The 20426-nt window shown below is 67.1% G+C and carries 20 protein-coding genes and 1 other RNA gene; 5 read left to right on the top strand and 16 right to left on the bottom strand.

From position 1 onward, the window contains the following. Positions 1–85: 85 nt before the first annotated feature. Complete coding sequence (locus HB677_RS17040) at positions 86–886, top strand: SDR family NAD(P)-dependent oxidoreductase (RefSeq protein WP_213816933.1); 801 nt, start codon at positions 86–88, stop codon at positions 884–886. 6 nt (positions 887–892) lie between these two features. Here HB677_RS17040 and HB677_RS17035 read toward each other — a convergent pair whose 3' ends face one another. Both HB677_RS17035 and pip read right to left on the bottom strand, forming a co-directional pair. Then, complete coding sequence (locus tag HB677_RS17035) at positions 893–1258, bottom strand: DUF2255 family protein (protein ID WP_213816932.1); 366 nt, start codon at positions 1256–1258, stop codon at positions 893–895. A 25-nt stretch (positions 1259–1283) separates the two neighbouring features. After that, positions 1284–2252: a prolyl aminopeptidase gene (gene pip / locus HB677_RS17030; RefSeq protein WP_213816931.1), complete on the bottom strand. Its 969-nt coding sequence runs from the start codon at positions 2250–2252 to the stop codon at positions 1284–1286. A gap of 148 nt (positions 2253–2400) precedes the next feature. Here pip and HB677_RS17025 point away from each other — a divergent pair, with 148 nt between their 5' ends. Then, the gene (locus HB677_RS17025; protein ID WP_213816930.1) at positions 2401–2787 is read left to right on the top strand and encodes a hypothetical protein; all 387 of its coding nucleotides are present in this window, start codon (positions 2401–2403) and stop codon (positions 2785–2787) included. Between the two features lie 6 nt (positions 2788–2793). On the opposite strand, the gene HB677_RS17020 is transcribed toward HB677_RS17025, so the two are convergent. The 4 genes from HB677_RS17020 to HB677_RS17005 form a co-directional block, all read right to left on the bottom strand. Next, positions 2794–3318 (bottom strand): hypothetical protein, encoded by a 525-nt coding sequence (locus tag HB677_RS17020; protein WP_213816929.1) that lies wholly within the window; start codon positions 3316–3318, stop codon positions 2794–2796. A 72-nt stretch (positions 3319–3390) separates the two neighbouring features. Continuing rightward, a complete protein-coding gene (recR, locus tag HB677_RS17015) occupies positions 3391–3990 on the bottom strand; it encodes a recombination mediator RecR (protein ID WP_213816928.1) in 600 nt (199 codons plus the stop codon). Between the two features lie 3 nt (positions 3991–3993). After that, complete coding sequence (locus HB677_RS17010) at positions 3994–6882, bottom strand: DNA polymerase III subunit gamma and tau (protein WP_213816927.1); 2889 nt, start codon at positions 6880–6882, stop codon at positions 3994–3996. 118 nt (positions 6883–7000) lie between these two features. Next, positions 7001–8248 (bottom strand): beta-galactosidase, encoded by a 1248-nt coding sequence (locus tag HB677_RS17005; RefSeq protein ID WP_307852633.1) that lies wholly within the window; start codon positions 8246–8248, stop codon positions 7001–7003. A gap of 200 nt (positions 8249–8448) precedes the next feature. Between HB677_RS17005 and HB677_RS17000 the strand changes: the two genes are divergently transcribed. Continuing rightward, positions 8449–9489 carry a cupin domain-containing protein gene (locus tag HB677_RS17000; protein WP_213816926.1) on the top strand — a complete coding sequence of 347 codons (1041 nt, stop codon included), beginning with the start codon at positions 8449–8451 and terminating at the stop codon, positions 9487–9489. Between the two features lie 73 nt (positions 9490–9562). Here the strand turns inward: HB677_RS17000 and HB677_RS16995 are convergent, their stop codons facing one another. Continuing rightward, entirely contained in the window at positions 9563–10405 is an 843-nt protein-coding gene (locus tag HB677_RS16995) for an alpha/beta fold hydrolase (protein ID WP_213816925.1), read from the bottom strand. Between the two features lie 134 nt (positions 10406–10539). Between HB677_RS16995 and HB677_RS16990 the strand changes: the two genes are divergently transcribed. Beyond that, entirely contained in the window at positions 10540–11133 is a 594-nt protein-coding gene (locus tag HB677_RS16990) for a TetR/AcrR family transcriptional regulator (protein ID WP_213816924.1), read from the top strand. Between the two features lie 121 nt (positions 11134–11254). On the opposite strand, the gene HB677_RS16985 is transcribed toward HB677_RS16990, so the two are convergent. The 9 genes from HB677_RS16985 to ffs all read right to left on the bottom strand — a co-directional run bounded on the left by HB677_RS16985 (position 11255) and on the right by ffs (position 19399). Continuing rightward, the gene (locus HB677_RS16985; protein WP_255546706.1) at positions 11255–12010 is read right to left on the bottom strand and encodes an alpha/beta fold hydrolase; all 756 of its coding nucleotides are present in this window, start codon (positions 12008–12010) and stop codon (positions 11255–11257) included. Positions 12011–12018: 8 nt separating this feature from the next. Beyond that, entirely contained in the window at positions 12019–13227 is a 1209-nt protein-coding gene (locus HB677_RS16980) for an epoxide hydrolase family protein (RefSeq protein WP_213816922.1), read from the bottom strand. Between the two features lie 33 nt (positions 13228–13260). Then, positions 13261–14193, bottom strand: a complete 933-nt coding sequence (locus tag HB677_RS16975) for a hypothetical protein (protein WP_213816921.1) — start codon at positions 14191–14193, stop codon at positions 13261–13263. Next, positions 14190–15167 carry a hypothetical protein gene (locus tag HB677_RS16970; protein ID WP_213816920.1) on the bottom strand — a complete coding sequence of 326 codons (978 nt, stop codon included), beginning with the start codon at positions 15165–15167 and terminating at the stop codon, positions 14190–14192. Before HB677_RS16970 ends, HB677_RS16975 begins: the two co-directional genes overlap by 4 nt. A gap of 62 nt (positions 15168–15229) precedes the next feature. After that, on the bottom strand, positions 15230–15943 hold the full coding sequence (locus tag HB677_RS16965; protein ID WP_213816919.1) for a SipW-dependent-type signal peptide-containing protein: 714 nt from the start codon (positions 15941–15943) through the stop codon (positions 15230–15232). Between the two features lie 129 nt (positions 15944–16072). Beyond that, positions 16073–16621, bottom strand: coding sequence for an alternate-type signal peptide domain-containing protein (locus tag HB677_RS16960; protein ID WP_213816918.1), 549 nt, complete (start codon positions 16619–16621; stop codon positions 16073–16075). Between the two features lie 234 nt (positions 16622–16855). Next, positions 16856–17467 (bottom strand): signal peptidase I, encoded by a 612-nt coding sequence (locus tag HB677_RS16955; protein WP_213816917.1) that lies wholly within the window; start codon positions 17465–17467, stop codon positions 16856–16858. A gap of 96 nt (positions 17468–17563) precedes the next feature. After that, positions 17564–19186 carry a cell wall metabolism sensor histidine kinase WalK gene (locus HB677_RS18915; protein ID WP_213816916.1) on the bottom strand — a complete coding sequence of 541 codons (1623 nt, stop codon included), beginning with the start codon at positions 19184–19186 and terminating at the stop codon, positions 17564–17566. Positions 19187–19302: 116 nt separating this feature from the next. Beyond that, an RNA gene (gene ffs / locus HB677_RS16945) (signal recognition particle sRNA small type) lies at positions 19303–19399 on the bottom strand. 39 nt (positions 19400–19438) lie between these two features. Between ffs and HB677_RS16940 the strand changes: the two genes are divergently transcribed. After that, positions 19439–20101, top strand: coding sequence for an NAD(P)-binding oxidoreductase (locus HB677_RS16940; protein ID WP_213816915.1), 663 nt, complete (start codon positions 19439–19441; stop codon positions 20099–20101). The last annotated feature ends 325 nt before the right edge of the window (positions 20102–20426 follow it).

The raw sequence follows: 20426 nt of genomic DNA, 5'->3' as shown, positions 1-20426 counted from the left end.
GTGCCCAGTCTGCGCGCACCGGGGCCCCGCAGAGTAGTACCGTCTGTGCCTGCCTCCGGATTTTCGGCACGACGACAGTGGTGGCATGACAAACATCACCTCTCCATCCCCCCTCAGCACCAGCACCCCCGTCGGACTGCTCACCGGCAAGGTCATCTTCATCAGCGGTGCGAGCCGTGGCATCGGCGCGGCCGCCGGCCGACTCTTCGCCCGGGAGGGCGCATCGGTTGTTCTCGCATCCCGCGGCGCGGAGGCCCTCGACAGGATCGTCTCCGAGATCCGGGCGAACGGCGGCGTCGCCGACGCGATTACCCTCGACCTCGCCGACAGCGACAGCATCCGTGCCGCGCTTGCCCGGGTCGACGAACTGCACGGTCGACTCGACGGTGCCTTCAACAACGGCGCCGCCATCCAGCAGCCCGGCCCGCTCCACACCACCAGCGACGATGACATCGACGAGCAGTTCGCCGTGAACTTCCGATCCCACTGGACCGCGATGAACGCGGAAGCTGAGCTCATGCGTCGCACCGGAGGCGGGTCGATCGTCAACACCTCGAGCATCGGCGCCCGCCGGGCGAACCCGGCGCTGCCCGCCTACGGCGCGATGAAACGGGCACTGAACAGCATCACCGAGACCGCCGCGGTGAGCTGGGCCCGGGACGGCATCCGGGTCAACGGCATCACCCCCGGAGGCACGGCCACCGAGATGATCGACGCGTGGGAAGCGGCGACGCCCGGTGTGGTGGCAAGCATGACCACAACGATCCCCCTCGGCCGCATGGGCGATCCCCGCGAGATCGCGGAGGTGGCCGCGTGGCTGCTCAGCGACCGCGCGTCGTACGTAACGGGAGCCATCATTCCAGCCGATGGCGGAGCTGGCGCGTAGCGCTGGTTAGATCGGATCCAGACGCATCGTGGTCGCCGACGCCTTCGGAGCGTTGATCGCCCGCACCGAGCTGCCCGTGCCGTACTTTGCGCGGTAGGCGTCGTCGACCTGCTCTTTGTTGTCGTCAACCGGCACGAAGATCACGGCCCGGGTGACTCCGCCCGCCTGGATCCGGCCCTCCCCGCGCACCTGCGTGCCACGGAACCACGATGCGTTGGGACCATCCACCGAGCGAATGAAAATGTCGTCATCCACGCGCACGGACCAGATGATCACTCCCTTGCGAAGCGTGCCATCCATCCGCATGCCGGCAACACGCAGTTCCCTCGCGCCTGTGACGGCGTCGAGCTCGTCCGGTGTCCATTTAGCCATGTCACCCATTGTCCCGCTGTATGGCTCACGCCCCGACAGCGAACGCGTTCGTCGCGCGGATGTGGGCGTCAACGATGCCGGGTTCGTCGAAGGAGTGACCGGCGTTTTCGATGATCTCGAGGCGGGCGTCGGGCAGGGCGCGGTGCAGATCCCAGGCCGTGAGCATGGGGGTCAACATGTCGTACCTTCCCTGCACGATGACCATGGGGATGCCGGCAAGCACGCCCGCGTTCTTCAGCAGCTGGCCCGGCTCGAACCAGGCATCGTTGATGAAGTAGTGGTGCTCGAGGCGCGCGATCGGGTACGCCTCGGTGAGGTCCTCGAGCATTGTCACGAGCGCGGGGCGGCCCTCGATCGAGATCGCCATCACCTCACTGACGGCCCATGCCCGGGCCGCCGGTGCGTAAACCTCGGGGTCCGGGTTCTCCAACAGCTCCTGGTACTCGACCAACCGTGAGCCGGGAGTGCCGGTGCCGTTCTCCAGGGGTGCCGCGAACCGCTCCCACGCCTCGGGGTGAACGAGCGCGATGCCGCCCTCACTGAACCACTCGAATTCGAACCGGCGGCCGGTGAAAACACCGCGCACCACGAGCTCGGTGACGCGGTCCGGGTGCGTCTCGGCGTAGGCAAGCGCGAGGGTGGAACCCCACGAGCCGCCGAACACCTGCCATGCGTCGATGCCGAGGTGCACCCGCAACTTCTCTATGTCGCCCACGAGATGCCAGGTCGTATTGGTCGTGAGATCAACGCCGGGGCCCGAGACCCGCGGGAGACTCTTGCCACAGCCGCGCTGGTCAAACTGCACGATCCGGTACTTCTGCGCGTCAAAGACCCGGCGATGCAGATCTAAGCTGCCCGCCCCGGGTCCACCGTGAAGGATGACGACGGGCTTGCCGTCCGGGTTTCCGGATTCTGCCCACCAGACCTTCTGACCATCACCAACCTCGAGCATGCCGGTTCGGTGAGGCGTCGTTTCAGGGAAGAAAGTGAGCATGAAACTAGTCTACGAAGTGACGTGCTCACTACTGAGGTAACCGTGCCCGGGGCATCCGCTCTGTCACTGCCCTCGCCGTGGGTATACGGTGGGATCAACATCCCCGGACCCCGGATGGTTCTGTGCTCGATTTGACCGACGGGGAATCATGTTGCCATTCCAGAATTCATCGATCCGATCAGGCCTGCCAGCAACGGCGCTGGACATTGTTGTCGCCAACGCGTTCATGGTGGGGATGAACAATATCGGCGAGGCCCTCGGCCTCGAGCCCATGCAGTGGCGGCTGGATACCGAAAACGGTGCTGCCATCGAGGGGGTGCCGCTGTGCAGCCCCGACCGCGCCGAGCAGGTGTGCCGCGAGTGGGCTCAGGCCATGGATCTCAGCGAGTACGCGAACGATCCGTATTCCGGGGACGGCGCCCGCACCTGGTACTCGGCCGGCGCGCTGTGGCACATCGAGATCTCGACGTCGGCCGCGGGCTCGACCAGCGCCGCGGGTACGGACGCACCGACCTTCGCGATTGCGGGCGAATAGGGCGTATCAGTCCTCGGAGAGCCAGATGATGGCGTCTTCTGACTCGGTGCCGCCCTCTTCGAGCTCCACCAGGAACGCTGGCGTGCCCTCGGGCAGCTCGTCGAAGTCCGCTGTGTCGTCCGGGTCGTACATCTGCACGATCCGCACGTCGTAGTCGCCGTTCGGCACTTCGACGGTGAGGCCGGCCTCCGCCTTGGCGGGCAGCGTCTCGTCGTCGAACTGCGCGGCCATCGTGAGGGCGTCATAGGAGACGAGATTCAGGATGCCACTGGAGACCGAGATTGACGTGGTGGCTTCGCGGAAGCCGGTCTCGTCGGTAATGCCCTGGCGAACGCGCACGACGGTGGAGCTCATACCGCTGTCCCCGCCGTACCAGACGGCGAGGCTGCGGGACTGTTGGCGGAAGTGTTTGACGAGCTGCTCGAGACTCCAGTCGGGATCGACGAACGTCGTGTAGCGGGCGACATCGGCGAGGGCGAAGATGCCGGACTCGTCGAAGATGGTGATGTCGGTGTCGTCGGCGTGGGTCATCCGCTCGCTCTCATGGTGGTTAACGGTGGTGAGGTCAGCGCGGTGGGGCGCCGTGGTGAGTCGAGCGCCGGCTTACTTCTCGACGAGGCGACGGCCCTCAAAGGCACGCCCGAGGGTAACCTCGTCGGCGTACTCGAGGTCTCCGCCGACGGGCAGGCCGGATGCCAGGCGCGTGACGCGCAGGTTCGGCTGCACGAGCAGGCGGCTGAGGTAGGTGGCCGTGGCCTCCCCCTCCAGGTTGGGGTCGGTCGCGATGATGACCTCGGTGACGATGCCGTCGGCGAGGCGCTGCACCAGCTGGCGAATGCGCAGGTCGTCGGGACCGATGCCGTCGATCGGGCTGATGGCACCGCCGAGCACGTGGTACAGGCCACGGAACTCGCGGGTGCGCTCGATCGCGACGACGTCCTTGGCTTCTTCGACCACGCAGATGGTGGTCGGGGAGCGACGGGGATCACGGCAGATGTTGCAGGTGGGCTGCTCGGCGACGTTTCCACAGATCTCGCAGAATCGCACCTTGTCTTTCACCTCGAGCAAAACCTCGGCCAGGCGCGTGGCGTCGTAGTTTTCTTTCTGCAGAATGTGGAACGCGATGCGCTGGGCGGACTTCGGACCGATACCGGGGAGCCGACCGAGTTCGTCGATCAGTTCCTGAATGATGCCTTCGTACACGCGTTAGTCGTTTCTCGGGATGACCCGGGGGATGTGTGGTTGTTCCTCGATGAAGGTCGCGCTGAGGATTTCGCGGACGACCGATTCGCCGTAGCGCGCCTTCTCGCCGGGGGCGGTGGGCGGGGGAAGCTGGCGGCGCACCGGCTCAGGTTCACGCGGTTCCGCGGGGCGTGCGACCTGGGCGTTGGGACGCGGGGGCGCCTGCACCGGGGGCTGGTTGCGGGTGATCAGCGGTTCCGACGGCGGGAGGCCGGCACCGGGGATCGGCGCGACGGCCCATCCGCTGGCGTCGGTGGCCGGAGCCGTCGACGGTTCACTCGGCTGGGTCGGGCGCTGGGCCTGGGCGGGAGCCGATGCGGGCACGGGCGCGGTCTGGGCTGGCGCTGTCTGCGTGGGTGCAGTCTGCGTGGGCGCGGCCTGCACCGGAGCGCCCGCGCGGGGTGCTCCCGTGGGTCGACCGGACGGCGGAGCCTGCTGTGCGCGGGGAGCACCGGTGGGCCGGCCACTCGGCGGAGCGGTGGTCGGGGCGGCCTGCTGCGCGGGGCGCGATGGCGCGGCACCGCGCGGCGACAGACGCAGGTCTGCCGGGGGCTCGAGGTCGGGCTCCATCGGCTCGACGTACTCTTCGGCGTCCGGCGGAGCCTCCGTGTCGGGAATCGTCCCGGTGCGGCGGGGCTGCTGCGGAGCCGATGCCGGAGCTGCGGTGCGCGCGGCGGGCGGTCCGGTGAGGACCGTCTGCACGGGAGCGGGAGCTGCCACCGGTGCGCGGGTAGGAGCGGGCGCGGACACCGTTGCGGAAGCGGGAGCCGACGCGGAGGTGACCGGAGCCGCGGATGCGGTGGTGGGCGCGGCTGCCGGAGCGGAGGCGACGGGCGCGGGGCCGGCGGGAGCTGATGCCGCCGGTGCGGGCGTAGTTGGTACGGCTGCGGCGGGCGCAACGCCGGCTCCCCCGGGCGCGATGACCGGCGCCGAGTTGGGCGACGCCATGGTCGTTTCCACACGGGCCACGAACTTCACCCGGATGCCGAGCACATCGAGAATCGCGCGACGCACGTGCTCACTTACGCTCTCGCCGTCCACGGGCGGCTGCTTGAAGTTGGCAACGTCGTTCTCGTTCGGGAACGTCAGCGTCAGCACGTCACCCTGCAGGGCACGGGCCTCCGCGGGGAAGATCACCATCCACGAGCTGCGCTTCGTCTTCTTCACCAGCTCGAGAATCTCGGGCCACGAGTCGCGCATCTGCTGCAGGCTGACGGGAACGGGGGTAGCGGGAGTGGCAGTGGATGCCTCGGAGCCGGGGATCGCCGGCGCTGCAACCGGTGCCGCGGTGGCCGCATCGGCCACGGGAGCGACCGGAGCCGTCTCGGTGTGCGACGGGATTGAGGAGATCGGCTCGGCTGCGGGTGTGCGCGGAAGCGGCGTCTCTTCGGGCTCGTCAACGGCGGGGCCGTTGCCGATCGGGGCTACGGCCCACCCGCCGGACGCGGGAGCGGCAGCCGGTGTCGCCGCAGGGGTCGGCGGTGTCACGGCGGCGGGCGCGCTCGGCGCTTCGGTGCGCGGTGCGTCCAGCGACGCACGACCCGCGCGGGCGTCGGCGACCGTCTGGCCCGATGCGACGGGAGCGTTGAGGGAGGGACGGCGCTCGCGTACGGGCTCGACCGGCGCGTTCAACGAGGGGCGCGCCGCACGTTCGCCGCTCGGTGCGGAGGAGGAAATTCCGACAGGGCCGTCGACGCCGATGCGGCGTTCGAGACGTTCGACACGGGCAAGGGCGCCACGGTCGGTCTCATCGCTGGAGGGCACCAGCACACGGGCGATCATGAGCTCGAGGTGCAGGCGTGGGGATGTCGCACCTGTCATTTCGGTCAGCGCGGCGTTGACGACATCGGCGGCACGGGACAGCTCTGCCGTTCCGAACTTGCGCGCCTGCTGGGTCATCCGCTCCAATTCATCCGCGGGAATGCCGCGAAGAACGGCGGCCGCTCCATCGCCGGTGGCAGCAACGATGATGAGGTCACGCAGGCGTTCGAGCAGGTCTTCGACGAAACGGCGCGGGTCTTGACCGGTCTGGATGACCCGGTCGACGGAGCTGAAGGCGGCCGCGGCATCCCGGGCTCCGACGGCGTCGACGACCTCGTCGAGAAGTGCACCGTGCGTGTAGCCGAGCAGGGCAACGGCGCGCTCGTACTCGATGTTGCGACCCTCGGACCCGGCCATGAGCTGGTCGAGAAGGGAGAGCGTGTCACGCACGGATCCCCCGCCGGCGCGAACGACCAGCGGCAGGACGCCGGGCGCGACGGTGATGTTCTCGGCCTCGCAGAGCTGCTGCGTGTAGTCGAGCATCTGGGCGGGCGGCACCAAGCGGAAGGGGTAGTGGTGGGTGCGCGAGCGAATCGTGCCGATGACCTTTTCGGGCTCGGTCGTCGCGAAGATGAACTTGACGTGCTCCGGCGGCTCTTCCACGATCTTGAGCAACGCGTTGAAACCCTGCGGCGTCACCATGTGCGCCTCGTCGAGGATGAAGATCTTGTAGCGGTCACGCGCGGGAGCAAACACCGCACGCTCACGGATGTCGCGGGCATCGTCAACACCGTTGTGGCTGGCGGCGTCGATCTCGACGACGTCAAGCGATCCGCCACCGTCGCGGCTGAGCTCGACACAGCTGGGGCAGACGCCACACGGGGTGTCCGTCGGTCCCTCCGCGCAGTTGAGGCAGCGCGCCAGAATGCGGGCGGAGGTTGTCTTGCCACAGCCTCGCGGACCGCTGAACAGATAGGCGTGATTCACCCGATCGGTACGCAACGCCGTACGCAGCGGATCGGTCACTTGAGACTGACCGATCAGTTCGGCAAAAGTCTCCGGGCGATACCGGCGATACAGGGCTGTAACCACTGACCCAGCGTACCCGGAGCCAGCGACACTCGCCGGGGGTGGGGATAGCCGAACGGCCCGGGTTCGTGCCGCAACCGGCAGGGTCTGTGCAGGGCGCGGCCAGAACCCGGCACGAAGCCTAAAAGTCGGTGTGTCCCAGGTTCGCGGACGGCACAAAGGAGATGCGAGCGGATGCCGCGGTCAGCGTTTCGAAGATGACGATCTCATTCACGCCGACGCGAAGAATCGGTGCCGGAACGTAGAGCGTTGTCTGCGGCCCACGGCTCCAATAGCGGCCAAGGTTGAAGCCGTTCACGTAGACGTTTCCCTTGCCCCACCCGGCGGTACTGAGGAACAGGTCAGCGGGTGCGTCGATCGTGAAGGTCCCGGCGGCGAAAGCGGGACCGGCGATCGACGAGAGGTGACTCGCGGCCGTGGCATCCGCCGCGCCGTGCTCCTCTGGCTCTGTTGTGCCGAAGAGGACCTCGATCGTTAGGGAGTCCAGCGCAAGCGGGAGAACCTCCCACTCGGTGATCTCGACGCCGTCCAGCAGCGCCGGACCGATCAGGCCCTTGTGCTCACCGATTCGCTCGCCATAGTTCACGCGTCCCTGGTCTTCGACCAGAATCTCGAGCACGCCGCCGGTCGGCAGGACGATGGCCGAGTCGTGGTGGTCGCGGCTGAGCACGCCGACCGGCGCGCCATCCAGGAACACCTGGGCGCGATCGCGCACCTCCGCAAAGGAGAGCACGCCGCCGCTTCCGACGGCCGCCTTGTACACGGCGAACCCGCGGTAGTGACCGAGCTCGTCCAGCGCGGGCAGGTGTCCGAAGGGTGACCACGCGCCCAGGGCCGAGGAGGATGCCTGGACGGCCGACCGCAGTGAGACGACACGGTCGAGCGATACCGACGGGGTCGGCGCGGGCGCAGACGCCTCCGGCTTCTCGGCGGGAACCGGCGCGTACTTGGCGATCACGTCGCGGAACGCCCAGAACTTCTCCGTCGGCTCGCCGGACTCCGAGAGCGGGGCGTCGTAGTCGTAGGACGTCACCGTCGCCTGGTAGACGCCCTTGTCATTTGCACCGTTGGTGAAGCCGAAGTTGGTTCCGCCGTGGAGCATGTAGAGATTGACGGATGCCCCGGCCGCGAGCAGTTCGTCCAGGTCCGCAGCGGACTGCTCGACACTCGTCGTGTGGTGGTGGGCACCCCAGTGGTCGAACCAGCCATTCCAGAATTCCGCGCACATCAACGGTCCCGTGGGCTGGTGTTCCCGCAGCTTTGCCAGGCGCTCGACGGAGCGCGACCCGAAGGACGCGGTCTTGTGCAGCTCCGGCAGGCTGCCATCGCTGAGCATCTGGTCGGTCGGCCTCGTCGTGCGGGCAAGCACCGGCCCCGTACGGTCCTGAGGCAGCCGCGGTCGCCCGCACCGGCCGCCCGCACCCGCCAGCACAGCGGCACGAAAGCGATTCCCCGTGCACGCATCTTGCACACCGGTGCATATCCGCGGCGCATCCAGCCGCATCCGGGGGTTCCGGTGCTTCACTGGCAACGACCAGCGTTCACTGATCTTGGACCAAAGGAACCCGCATGACCTTCCCCTCGCGACACGTTCGTTCACTGCTCACCGCCGACTCCGTCTACTCCGGCGAGCTCGGTTCGATTACCCGGCTGACGGCCGACAACTTTCCCATTCTCAATCGCCTCTCCATCAAGCGCCTGGTACTCGCGCCCGGAGTCATCCGCGAACCGCACTGGCACGCCAACGCGAACGAGCTCGGCTGCTGCCTGTCGGGGTCGGTGCTCGTCACCATCCTCGACTCGGGCAGCGCGTATTCGAGCTTCACGATTTCGGCCGGACAGATGTTCCACATCGAGACCGGCGCGCTGCACGCGATTGAAAACATTGGGGCGGATGACGCGGAGCTGATCATTACCTTCAGCGACGAGCGCCCGGAGGACTTCTCGCTGCACGCCGCCTTTGGCGCGATGAGTGACGCCGTGCTGGGCAACACCTTCGGCCTGCCCGCCGCAGACTTCGCGCCCCTGGTTCGGGACACCACCTCGGCGCTACTGGTCAAGCGCGCCGGAGATGCGGTCGTCCCCGACGCCACGCGCTTCATCAATCCACACAAGTTCGATCTCGGCGCCCAGACACCGCCGCTGGATTACCCCTACGCAAACGCGCGTACCGCCAAGACTCCTCTGTGGCCGGCGCTGCAGAACGTCTCGATGTTCTCGATCACGATCGAGGAGGACGGCATGCGCGAACCCCACTGGCACCCGAATACCGCCGAGATGGGCTACGTGCACAAGGGGCACGCACGCATGACGATCCTCGATCCGGACGGCAGTCTCGACACCTATCTGCTGGAGCCGGGTGACACGTACTTCATCCCCCGCGCGTACCCGCACCAGATCGAAGTGATCGGTGATGACGAGATTCACTTCCTGGTGTTCTTCGACCAGCCCGTGCCCGGAGACGTGGGATACCGGCTCTCGGCGTCGGCGTTCTCACGCCAGACGCTGGCGGCGACCTTCGGGGTGAGCGAGGACGTGCTTCCGCAGTTCCCGATCACGTCGGTTGACCCGCTTCTCGTGAGCAAGCCCAACCCCACCGACCCGGTCTAACCTCCGCCCCTCGCACAAAAACGCTCTATTCCACGCGGGAAATAGAGCGTTTTTGTGCGAGTCGCGGTGAGAGTTACTTGGCGAGGAAGCCGAGCAGTTCGCGGTTGACGTCTTCGGCGTGGGTCCACGCAAAGCCGTGGGGAGCACCCTCGATCTCGACGTACTGCGCCTCGGGGAATTCCTTGTGGAAAACGCGCCCGGTGGCGTCGATCGGCAGGATACGGTCTTCCGTGCCCTGCACGATCAGTGCGGGGATGCCGCTGGCGCGGACCTTCTTGACGTCCTCACGGAAGTCTTCGATCCACGTCGAGACGACGGCCCAGGCGGCCTTCGGCGACGCGATGGTGGCGGTGTTCCAGCTGGCGGTCACTGCCTCCTGGCTGATGCGGCTGCCCAGGTTCTGGTCGAGGTTGTAGAAGTCCTGGTAGAAGTTGGTGAACCAGGCGAAGCGGTCGGCCTTGGCCGTGCTGCGGATGCCGTCGAACACGTCGACCGGGACGCCGGTGGGGTTGTCGTCGGTCTTCAGCAGGAAGGGCTCGAGCGGCGCGAGGAACGCGACCTTCGCGAGGCGATCGGTGCCATAAGTGGCGGTGTAGCGACCGACTTCACCGGTTCCCATCGAGAAGCCGACGAGGGCAACGTTGGTGAGGTCAAGCGTGGTTAGCACGGCGTTGAGGTCGGCGGCGAAGGTGTCGTAGTCGTATCCGTCGGTCGGCTGGCTGGACTTGCCGAAGCCACGACGGTCATACGTGATCACGCGATATCCGGCATCGAGCAGCGCGCCCGTCTGGCGCTCCCACGACGAGCCATCGAGAGGGTACCCGTGGATGAGAACGACGGGCTGGCCGGTTCCATGGTCTTCGTAGTGCAGGTCGATGGTGGTGGAGTTTTCGGTACCTACGGTGATGAACGACATGATTCTCTTCTTTCGTCGTGCTTCGGATATTGCTGGGATGTAACAGATTCGATTTGAGAACGCACGTTCTCCGATCTGTTTGCTACTATAGAGAACGCGCGTTCTCAGCGCAAGTCGAGATCGGAAGAAATTAAATGGATGCCACGGAAACCACCGTCATTACGGCAGACGACGCTCTCCGCACCCGCGCCATCGACGTCGCTGACCGGCTCTTTTACACCCGCGGCGTGCAGTCCGTCAGCATGGACGAACTCCGCAGCGAGACCGGAATCTCGTTGAAGAAGATGTACGCGCTCTTTCCGTCGAAGGAGCAGATCGTGCTTGCCGTACTGGCGAGGCGGCATGACATCTGGACCGCAGGCATCGCCGACGCGGCATCCCGTGTCTCCACACCGCGCGACCGCCTGCTCGCCATCTATGACTTCCTGGCCGACTGGTTCACCGAGGACGACTTCCGGGGCTGCGGCTTCATCAACTCGTTCGGCGAGCTCGGCGCCACCGTCCCGGCCGTCGCCGAGGCTACCCGGGACCAGAAGGCGTCGTTCCAGCAGTACGTCGCCGAGGTCGCGGCAGAGGCGGGGGCTCCCGCGTACCTCGCTCCCCAGCTCGCGATCCTCGCCGAGGGCGCGCAGACGACGGCCGCGATCAGCGGAGTTCCGGATGCCGCGGGGCAGGCGCGTGCCGCCGCCGCGACCCTCATCGACGCCGCCATGGGCTCCCGCGCCTAACCCGCCGCCCGCTCGCGCGCCGGCGCGCGGCCGGAAGCCCGCTTTTCCGGTTGGCGGGAGAACGCGCAGGTTTTGGCGGGAAAAGCTGGCACGCGGCGGGAGTCATAACTCCCTCCATTTGCTAGGTTCTCCCTCCGGAACCGTCGGGCCGCGACGTTTCCCCCGCCGAGGCAAATGCTTCAGGCAGCGCGGACACGAAATCGTCGAAATTGCTGTACCAAACAGAGTGTGCCGCACCCGCGATGTCTCTTACCAGCACGCCCCGCCGGGTCAGAGCGGCGGCCTCATCGTCACTGACATAGTTGCTCGGATTCGCCCTAACCACTATTGATCCAGCGACGGGATACCACGAGCCGCTGCCAGCAGCAGCTACGGCACCTGCCGTGGCGGGGTCGAAGCGCTCCGCAGCACGGGCCTCGACCATGCAGTCGTATTCGCTGTAATACGGCTTGGTCGCCTTGAGCTCTTCGGCCGACCGATGTCGACGATCCCGATCGTATTCGGCGGTGGCGGTCACTCGGTCACGACCTCCACGACTCGCAAAGGGCGCGTCTACGAACACCGCCAGTTCGGGAGCTAGCCGTGCCGAAGCGGCCGCCAGAACCAGTCCGCCGAACGAGTGCCCGATCGCCAACGCGGGTCGCGCGCCTCCGGCCTCGTCAACGGCGGCGGCTACCGCATCCGCCGCACGCTCAACGGTGAGCTTCCTGTCCCGGTCCGACAACCCATGGCCCGGCAGGTCAATCGCCAAGACTCGATAGCCGCCGCTCACGAGCAGCGGGGCGACCCGCCACCAGCTCTCGAACGAGCCCATCATTCCGTGCAGGAGCACCGCGACCCGTGGACCGACGCCGCTTTCGTCAATATGGAGGCCCATCCCGGGCGCTACCGCAGCGACCCGAAGAACGCGGTGAGCTCGGCCGCCATCAGCTCGGGCTCCTCGAACGCGAGGAAGTGGCCGCCGCGGCCGGGCAGGTTCCAGGAGCGGATGTCGCTGCACGCACGCTCCGCGATCGACCGCGGGAATCCCACCATGCCGACCTCGGCGCTCAGGGTGAACGCCGCCGGAATAGTGATCATCGGCCGCGCCGCGCTCAGCGCGAAGTCGAAGTACTGCCGGAGCGACGTGCCGATCGACCCGGTAACCCAGTAGAGCGTGAAGACAGTGCACAGGGTGTCGCGGTCCCACCGGCTCTCGACATCTCCCCCACAGTCGCTCCAGTCGCGGTACTTATCCACAATCCACGCGGCGAGCCCCGACGGCGAATCGATGAGCGCGGCACCCACCGTGTCCGGCCGCGTGATCATGATCGCGCTGTACCCGCCATCCGTGCGGTCGTAGTGCTCCTCGGCATCGAGAAACAGCTGCTCGTCCACCGTGAGCGGGGCGTCGTCGAAGCTGGCCGGAAACGGCGGATGAATCATGTGCAGCCCCACGACCGCCTCGGGATGCGTCGCCGCCATCCACCCCGACGCCACTCCCCCGATATCGCCGCCGAAGGCCCCATACGTCTTGTATCCGAGCACGCCGGTCATGAGCTCATGCAGCGGCCGCGCCAGCGCCTGGCGTGACAGCGGTTCGTCCGGCAGCTCGGAAAACAGAAATCCCGGCATCGACGGCACCACGACGTCCACGGCATCCCCCGCGTCCCCGCCGAAGCGCGCCGGGTCGGCCAGACGTTCGGCCAGCGGCAGCATCTCGACGAAACTGCTCGGCCAGCCGTGACACAGGATGAGGGGCGGACGAGGGGCGGATGTCCCGGCGCCGGCGACCTCGCTGCCGCCCGGGTCATCCCGAACCGCACTGGACGAGCCCGGCACCGCCCGCAGGTGGACGAAGTGAAGCCGGCGTCCCGCCACCTCCGCGGTGAACTGGGGATACTCGTTGAGCGCGGCCTGCCGGGCCGGCCAGTCGAATTCTTCCGCCCAGTACGAGACGAGCGAACGCAGGTAGTCGGGGTCGACTCCGCCCGCCCACCGCTCGGTGGAGCTGGGCTCGACGAAGCGGGTCGCGCGCAACCGACGCCTCAGGTCATCGAGAGCATCGTCGGCGATGTCGATGCGGAAGGGGTCTGGCGCGGAAGAAGCCGTCATTCGCGCCACGGTACTCGCGATCGGGCGCTGCGGCTACAGGTCGCGCCACCGTTCGGGGTCAGCCGCCGGGACGACGGGAGTCTCGGCGCGCTGCCTGTCGCGCCGCTCCCGGATCACCATGAACGCTCCAAAAATCAGCGCGAGCCCGCCCAGCAAGAGGGGCATCAGCTGCAGCGGTGAGCCCGTGAGCGCGAGCCCGCCTTCCGCGAAGCCGAACAGCGGACCCTGCGGGTCAGACGGACCACCCGCCGTGTCGATGGGGCTGTTGGTGCTGCCCGGGTCTGTGGGCGATGACGGGTCGCACGGGTCATCCACGTCCGCTGTCTGCTGCGCGTCGACCTGCGCGTCGCACTCAGCGGTCGGCTCGGGTGCGGGGGTCGGCGATGGCGTGACCGTGGGGCTGGTGGTCGCCGACGGGGTGGATGTGGGCGGCGTCGGCGGCGTGGAGTTGCCCGCGGTCGGCGGAATCACGATGTCCACGTCACTGACCCGCACCTCGAACCTGAATGCGACCTCGGACAGGCGGGTGACGTTGACGGATGCAGGGTCGAGCTGGACGGAGATGTCCAGCCGCACCTGACCGACGGGGATCGCTGTGGTCGCGACCACCGCTGCGTTGGTGGAGAGCATGGTGTCCAGGCGCTGGGTCTGACCGGGCACGCCGTTGATGCCCGCGGTGACAAGCAGGTCGCTCGCGAGATCGGGATCGGTGGAGATCGGGATGGCCCGCACCTCGACGGGTCCGTCGATGTCGTCGGTGCGCGAAATAAGGTAGCCGGAGGTCATCGGCGAGCCGGGCACGATGTCGCGGTCGTCGAACAGGGAGCCTGTGGTGGCGGGCGACCCGTCGAGCATGGTGAGCGACCAGATGTGTTCGGGATCGGCCGCGGCGACCGGTCCCCCCCCGAGCCCCACGGCGAGCGCGGTTCCGAGCACCGCGGCGGTCAGGAGCCGGGGAAACCTCACGAGAGCACGATCTCGGCGACGAGGTCGTCGGGAGGAGGCGTCGTGCCCGTCCACTGCATCACGACCCACTGCAGCTGGTTGCCGTCGGTGGTGGCCAGCAGGGTCGAGTCGGAGGCGCCCGTTCCGGTGAGGAACGTGTTCGTGGTGTTGGTGGTGCAGAGCAGGCCGATCGTGCAGGTCACGTTGAACCACGCGCCGGTGGTTCCCCAGCCCGCCGAGGTCTGCAGGGCGAAGGTTCGTGCGGGGTAGTTCACCGGCGAAATGGTGGGCGTGCTCCACTGTGAGGTGTTGAACACCTGCGCGAAGCTGCTGTCGGTCTTTCCCAGACCCAGCCCAAGCTCGGTCAGCGAGATCAGACAGTTGCCGATGGCACTGAGGAGGTTGGAACACGACCCCGGATCCGCCGCGGGTGTCGCGCTTGTGCGGTCGTTGGCGATGATCCAGCTGTATCGGCGAGCATCCCCGTTGGGCGGTGGGGTGATGAGCGGGTAGTCGGCCCGCACGGTGGCGGACCTGGCCAACGTGGACAGTTGCGAGCCCAGTCCCGAGAGCGGATCGAGTCGGGATGTGGGCGCCACGGTGGTGGTCGAGCCCGTGACCCACGCCGGCGCCAGGGCACCGCTCGAAGCATTGGACCACGCGGTGATCCGCAGGTCGTTGACCGGCGTCTCCTGGCATCCCCACAGTCGCACCGACAGGTTCTTCGCGCTGGCGCCGGAACCCCCACCCCAGGCGGTGTTGTTGGCCACGGGCACGATGATCATCTTTTGGTTGGTTGCCGAGGTGGCGGCAAAGGTGTTGAGGCGGATGAACCGTGCGCCGCTCACCGCGGGATTGGGCGCAGCACACCACTGTCCCTGTCCCACGACGGACCCCGCGGGGGTGGCGGTCGCCGTCCAGTAGGCACCGGTCGAGGAGTGCGGCAACCCCACCGCGAGGAGCAGGGCTCCAACGATGGCGAAAGCCAGAGGCATCCACCGTCCCCACCCGTGTCGTCGGGCACGCGACCGCCGGTCTCCGTATTGCTCTACCCGGCTCATGGCGTGGCCATCGGTGTTTGGACGAGCACCATGACCGGCGCGAACGCGAGCAGGCCGCCGATGGCGACGCTGGCGCTGCGTGTCGACTGAAGGGTGCGCGTGAGGTCGACGCTACCCGAGGTGCCCGGAAGGCTGAAGCGAATGACGACGGCGGTCGACCCGCCGGGCTCCACGATTCCCGGGGTGGCGATGGTGCCGGTCAGCCCAGTCGCGGTGATGTTGGCGGCCGGCACGGGCACAGCGGCGCTGGCGCCGACCGTGATGGTCGCGGTGAGGTACGGCTGGATGCTGTTCCACGCGGGCACGTCGCTGACAGTTGCCGTGATGTCGACGGAAACCTTGGCGCGGGCACGCGCTGTTCCTGTGTTGTTCACGGTGTACGTGATTTTCTCCAGTTGAATGCCGGGGATCATGCCCGACGAGCCGGACCGCACGACGACACCGGCCGGTGCCGCCGCCATGGCTTCGTTTGCGACGGTCGGTGCAGACACCGTGGCGGTGAGCGTTCCGGTCTGGAATGCCACCGCGCTGCCCGTCGCCGCGTCGGTCCACCGGGCGTAGGTGCCGGCGCCGCCCAGCAACAGAGCGCCGATCGCCGCGGACGAGACAGCAACGACAACCGACCGCGGGATGCTGCGGAGAGCGGATGTCGCGGCTCCCGCACGAGCAGAGATGCTCTGTGTGCGGGGTGCTGCCCGGTGAAGAGACACGATGACTTCAGCTCCGTAACGTCAGCGTCGGCCGAGGATGTCTTGCGCGCGGGCGCTCGCGGGGGGTGATCACCCGCGCGCAAGCTGGTGGTCGAGTGCGGGTGCTCGGCACCCGCACTCGAGACCCGACTACGGCGTGGCGACCGGGATCTGCGTCAGGGTGTACTGCGTCGAGAACGTCGTCGTCGGCAGGCTCTTGTTGGTGTTGTAGGCGGCAGTTCCGTACGGAATCTCGATGGCGAACACGACCGGCACTGCCGGGTCAGAAGCCGTCAGGGTCTTGATAGTTCCCGCCGTGCCTCCCACCGACACGACGGCGGTGGTCAGTCCCGCAACCGGGCTGGACGGCGAGGCCGTTCCCGCGACGCTGAGCGTCGCCTTGATGTTCGCGCCCGTGAGAACCACCGGCACGTTGATCGTCTTGCGGAGCTGGTCGCCGGGCACCAGGAGCTGGTTCGTGTACGCAACGCCCACGGTCTGAGCAGGGGACACATTGGCGCCGGCCTGAATCAGCGTCCACCCGGTGTCGGCGATGGTGCCGATGGCGAGGTTACCGGTCTGGATCTGCACGTCGGCGCCGGTGGCGGCGTCCGTCCAGTAGGCGAGGGTGCCCGCTCCACCGAGGAGGAGTGCGAAGCCAGCGGCTCCAGCGATGGCGGCCTTGGTTACAGTCTTCATTGTGGGGTCCGTTTCTTCTGCATGTCGGTTTGTGGACGCGAGGAAGCGCAACGGATTGATGGGTAAGCCCCCCCAGATGAACCCTCGAGTGACGGAATAGTAGGCAGACACACTCTGCGTTATAGGTACCTATTCAGTCCCTAAGTGTCACTGGTAATCAAACACGGCGTAATCCCAGTAGTGCCCGGAACGCGAACCAGTAGTTCGCGACCAATCCGGAATCCAAACGCTGGATTATCCGGACTCCCGCCGACGCCCGGCTCCGCGTTTTTCCCGGCGTGACGTGCGGATTGCTGCGATCAGAACGAACAGTGCATAGGCGATCAGGGCGCCGCCGGCAATCTGCGCGAGCACCTGGCGGTCGCCCCCGGATGCCATCGACGTGAGGTATCCGACCATCGGAACCCAGTACCAGACGGTGCCACGCACCTGCGCTTCCATCACCGGCTTCGCGTCAGCGACCGGGTTCGCATCTCCCCGGGTCGTCAGCGTGGTGTTCTGCGACGAGATATTGATCGCGACCACCCGGTGGGTCACCACCGCGGGCTGGCCCGACTCAATCTGATAGGTGACGACATCGCCCACCCGGATCGAGCCGAAGTCCACCGGCCGCACCACGACCATCGTTCCCGGCGGCATGACAGGAGTCATCGATCCGGTGAGCACCGTGTACGGGGTGGCCCCGGTGATCCGCGGAACCAGCACCAGCGCAACGATGAGAAGAATGGTGACGGACGCCACGATCCACGCGATCACGTTGCCGATACGCCCCACCACCGGCAGCACCCGGCCCGGGCGCGAGTAACGAAGGGTGCGCGTGTGCCGCATCGGCCCAGCCATTGCCATGCGCCGATAGTAGTGGCGGCTCACACCCACCCACGGGTCCGCCGTCGGCACCCCAGTACCACCCCAGTAGTCGACCCGACCCCTGTGTGCGGCGGACTAGCGCAGCGGCATCAGCACGGTCACCGTCGTGCCGGCGGAGGAGCTGTCGATCCCGATGGAGCCGTCGTGCGCCTCAACGATCTCCTTCGCGATAGCCAGCCCAAGGCCGATGCCCTGCACGGCGCCGATACGGGCGGCTTCGGCCCGGTAGAACCTGTCGAAGGCCTGGCGTCGCTCGGAGTCGGTCATCCCGATCCCGGTGTCGACCACGGTGATGCGCAGCTGGTCGAATGACTGCACCAACCCGACATCCACTCGACCACCGGCGGGCGTGTACTTGATCGCGTTGGAGACCAGGTTCTGCATGACCTGGGCGAGACGATCGGGATCGACGGATGCCTCGAGCGCGTCGTCCAGCTCGGCGCCGAAGTGCAGCCGTTTTTCGCGCGCGGTGGGGGCCAGCTTCTCGACGATCCCGCCGATGACGGGTGCCACCGTGATGCGGGACTTTTCGATCACGATGTGCGTGTCAGAAACAGCGAGCAGCTCCGCGATGCGCGAGTGCAACTCCTGGGCATTCCGGTTAATCACGCTGAGGTACGCGATCATGTCGGGATCGGCGTCGTCGATGCCCTCCTCGACCAGCTCGAGGTACCCGACGATCGACGTCAGGGGCGTGCGCAGTTCGTGGGAGACGGTGGTGAGGAACGCCTCCCGCACCGAGATCGCCTCCGCGAGCTTGGTGACGTCGTAGGCGACGATCACCGTGCCGAGCAGTTCATCGTTGTCGCGGTACACGCGGCGGGACGTGGCGAGGATGGCCGTCTGGTTGCCCGGCTTGCCGAGCCACTCCATGTGGTCGGCGAGCAGCTCGCCGCGAAGAGCACGCGGGATGATCTGGTCCTCGAACGGAATGGGCGTCTGCCGGTCTGCCTGCAGCACGTCGGGGCCCGCGTACGGCGGCTCGTCGAGCTCGAACCCCACCGTGCGCACGGTTTCGTGGGCGATCTGATTGGCGACGACAAGGCGGTTGTCGGGACCGTAGAACGCCACGGCCGCACTGACGGTGTCGATGATGGCGCGAGACAGCAGCTCGCTGTCCTGCGCCCTCTTGAGCATGACGGTGAGGTCGGCCGCGTTCTTCACTGCAACCTCATTGGCGCGTTGTAGCTGGTCTCCCGCGGCAGACGCGGCAAACGCGATGCCCACGACGATGATCGGCAGGGTGACGACCGCCGCCCACTCGACGCCCACGGGCAAGCGGCCGCTCAGCAGGTACGGGAATCCGCTGATGCAGAACGCTCCCACCACGGCAACGGGGACGAACCGGCGGCGGAAGCCGTACACGATCCACATGACGGGGAACACGCTGAGCAGTCCGACGGGAGTGATGATGTGAATCAGCGACGAGCGAATCATCGCGACGGCGAGCAGGTCGACGATGGCGACGGACAGCAACCATTCGGGACCGAATCTGTCCCACGGAACGGTGACGGCGACGACCGAGGCAACGGCAATCAGTGCCAGGCCGCCCCAGAGAACTCCGTCGTCCAGCAGGGCCGCCGAGGCGACGATACCCAGCACAACCACCACGAGCGTGCAGAGCAGAAGGGGAAGCTGGGTGCGCGCGAAAAGGTACCACTGCTTGTGGTCACGGCCTTGCGCGTAGATCGAAGGCACTCTGCATCCCCTTGTTGCTACAAGTATGGGGGTAACGAGAAGAACCTTCACGTTTAGACAATTGCTCACGTAACTTAGCGTGCTGAGTTACGGCGTCCGCTCCGCTGCCGGGCAAAGAAAAAGACCCCTCGCGCACCCGACAGAGCCCGGTTACCCTTGCTACGTTTCCGTCCTGGGGGAGTTGGCCTGGATGGCGCCACGCGAGGAGCCAGAAATCAGTTTACCCGATGCTGAGCGTGCTTAACTCGCAGTATGAGAATTGTCATCGCAGGTGGACACGGCCAGATCGCACTACTCCTCGAAAAGCAGCTCGCAGATGCGGGTCACGAGGCCATCGGAATCATCCGCAATCCCGAACATGTCGCCGACGTCGTGGCGACCGGAGCAACCACGCTTCTGCTCGACCTGGAGCAGACGGATGCCTCGGAGCTGTCCCAGCACATCGAGGGGGCCGACGCCGTGGTCTTCGCCGCCGGTGGTGGCGCGGGCGGAACCGCCGAGCGCAAGCTCACCGTCGACCGCGACGCCGCCATCATGCTCGCGGACGCCGCACAGCTCGCCGGCATCCGACGCTACGTCGTGATCTCGGCCATGGCGACGGACTCGTTCGACCCCGAGTCATCCGATGTCTTCCAGGTCTATCTGCGCGCCAAGAGTGAGGCCGACGCGGAGATCCGCACGCGCGACCTCGACTGGACGATCATTCGCCCGGGAGGCCTCACCGACGAGCCCGCTACGGGTCTGATCAAGGTTGCGACCGAGACGGGGCGCGGCACGATTCCCCGGGCGGATGTCGCGGCTGTCGTCGTCGCTGTGCTCGGGGCCACCGCGGCCGAGTCATCCCCCGCCCTCGCGGTTCGCGAGCAGTTCGAGGTCATCTCGGGCTCCACGGCGATCGCCGACGCACTGAAGTAGCCCGCGGCGGCGCCCGCCCGGCACCGTGCACCCCGCCTCGGTGCGCCCGCCCGGCCTCGGTGCGCCCCGCCTCGGCGCCCGCCCGGCACCAATGCACCCCCACCCGGGCCCGCCGGACTGAAAACGGGCGAATGCGCTGAAAACGGTCAAGCGCGCTGGCCCGTTTTCAGCGCATTCGCCCGCTTTCGCGTTTCGGCTGTGCGGAGCCGGCGCCCGGGCGCCCGTTCGGCACTCGCCCAGGGCATTTCGGGGCGCCGACGCTTGCGTCACACGACCCGTCCTGCGGTACTGCCGAAAAACGGGCGAGTTAGGCCCTACCGGGCGA

Source organism: Glaciihabitans sp. dw_435, from assembly GCF_018449675.1.
Lineage (GTDB): Bacteria > Actinomycetota > Actinomycetes > Actinomycetales > Microbacteriaceae > Glaciihabitans.
Note: the sequence above shows the minus strand (reverse complement) of the source record. Positions and strands in the feature narration are given on the sequence as shown.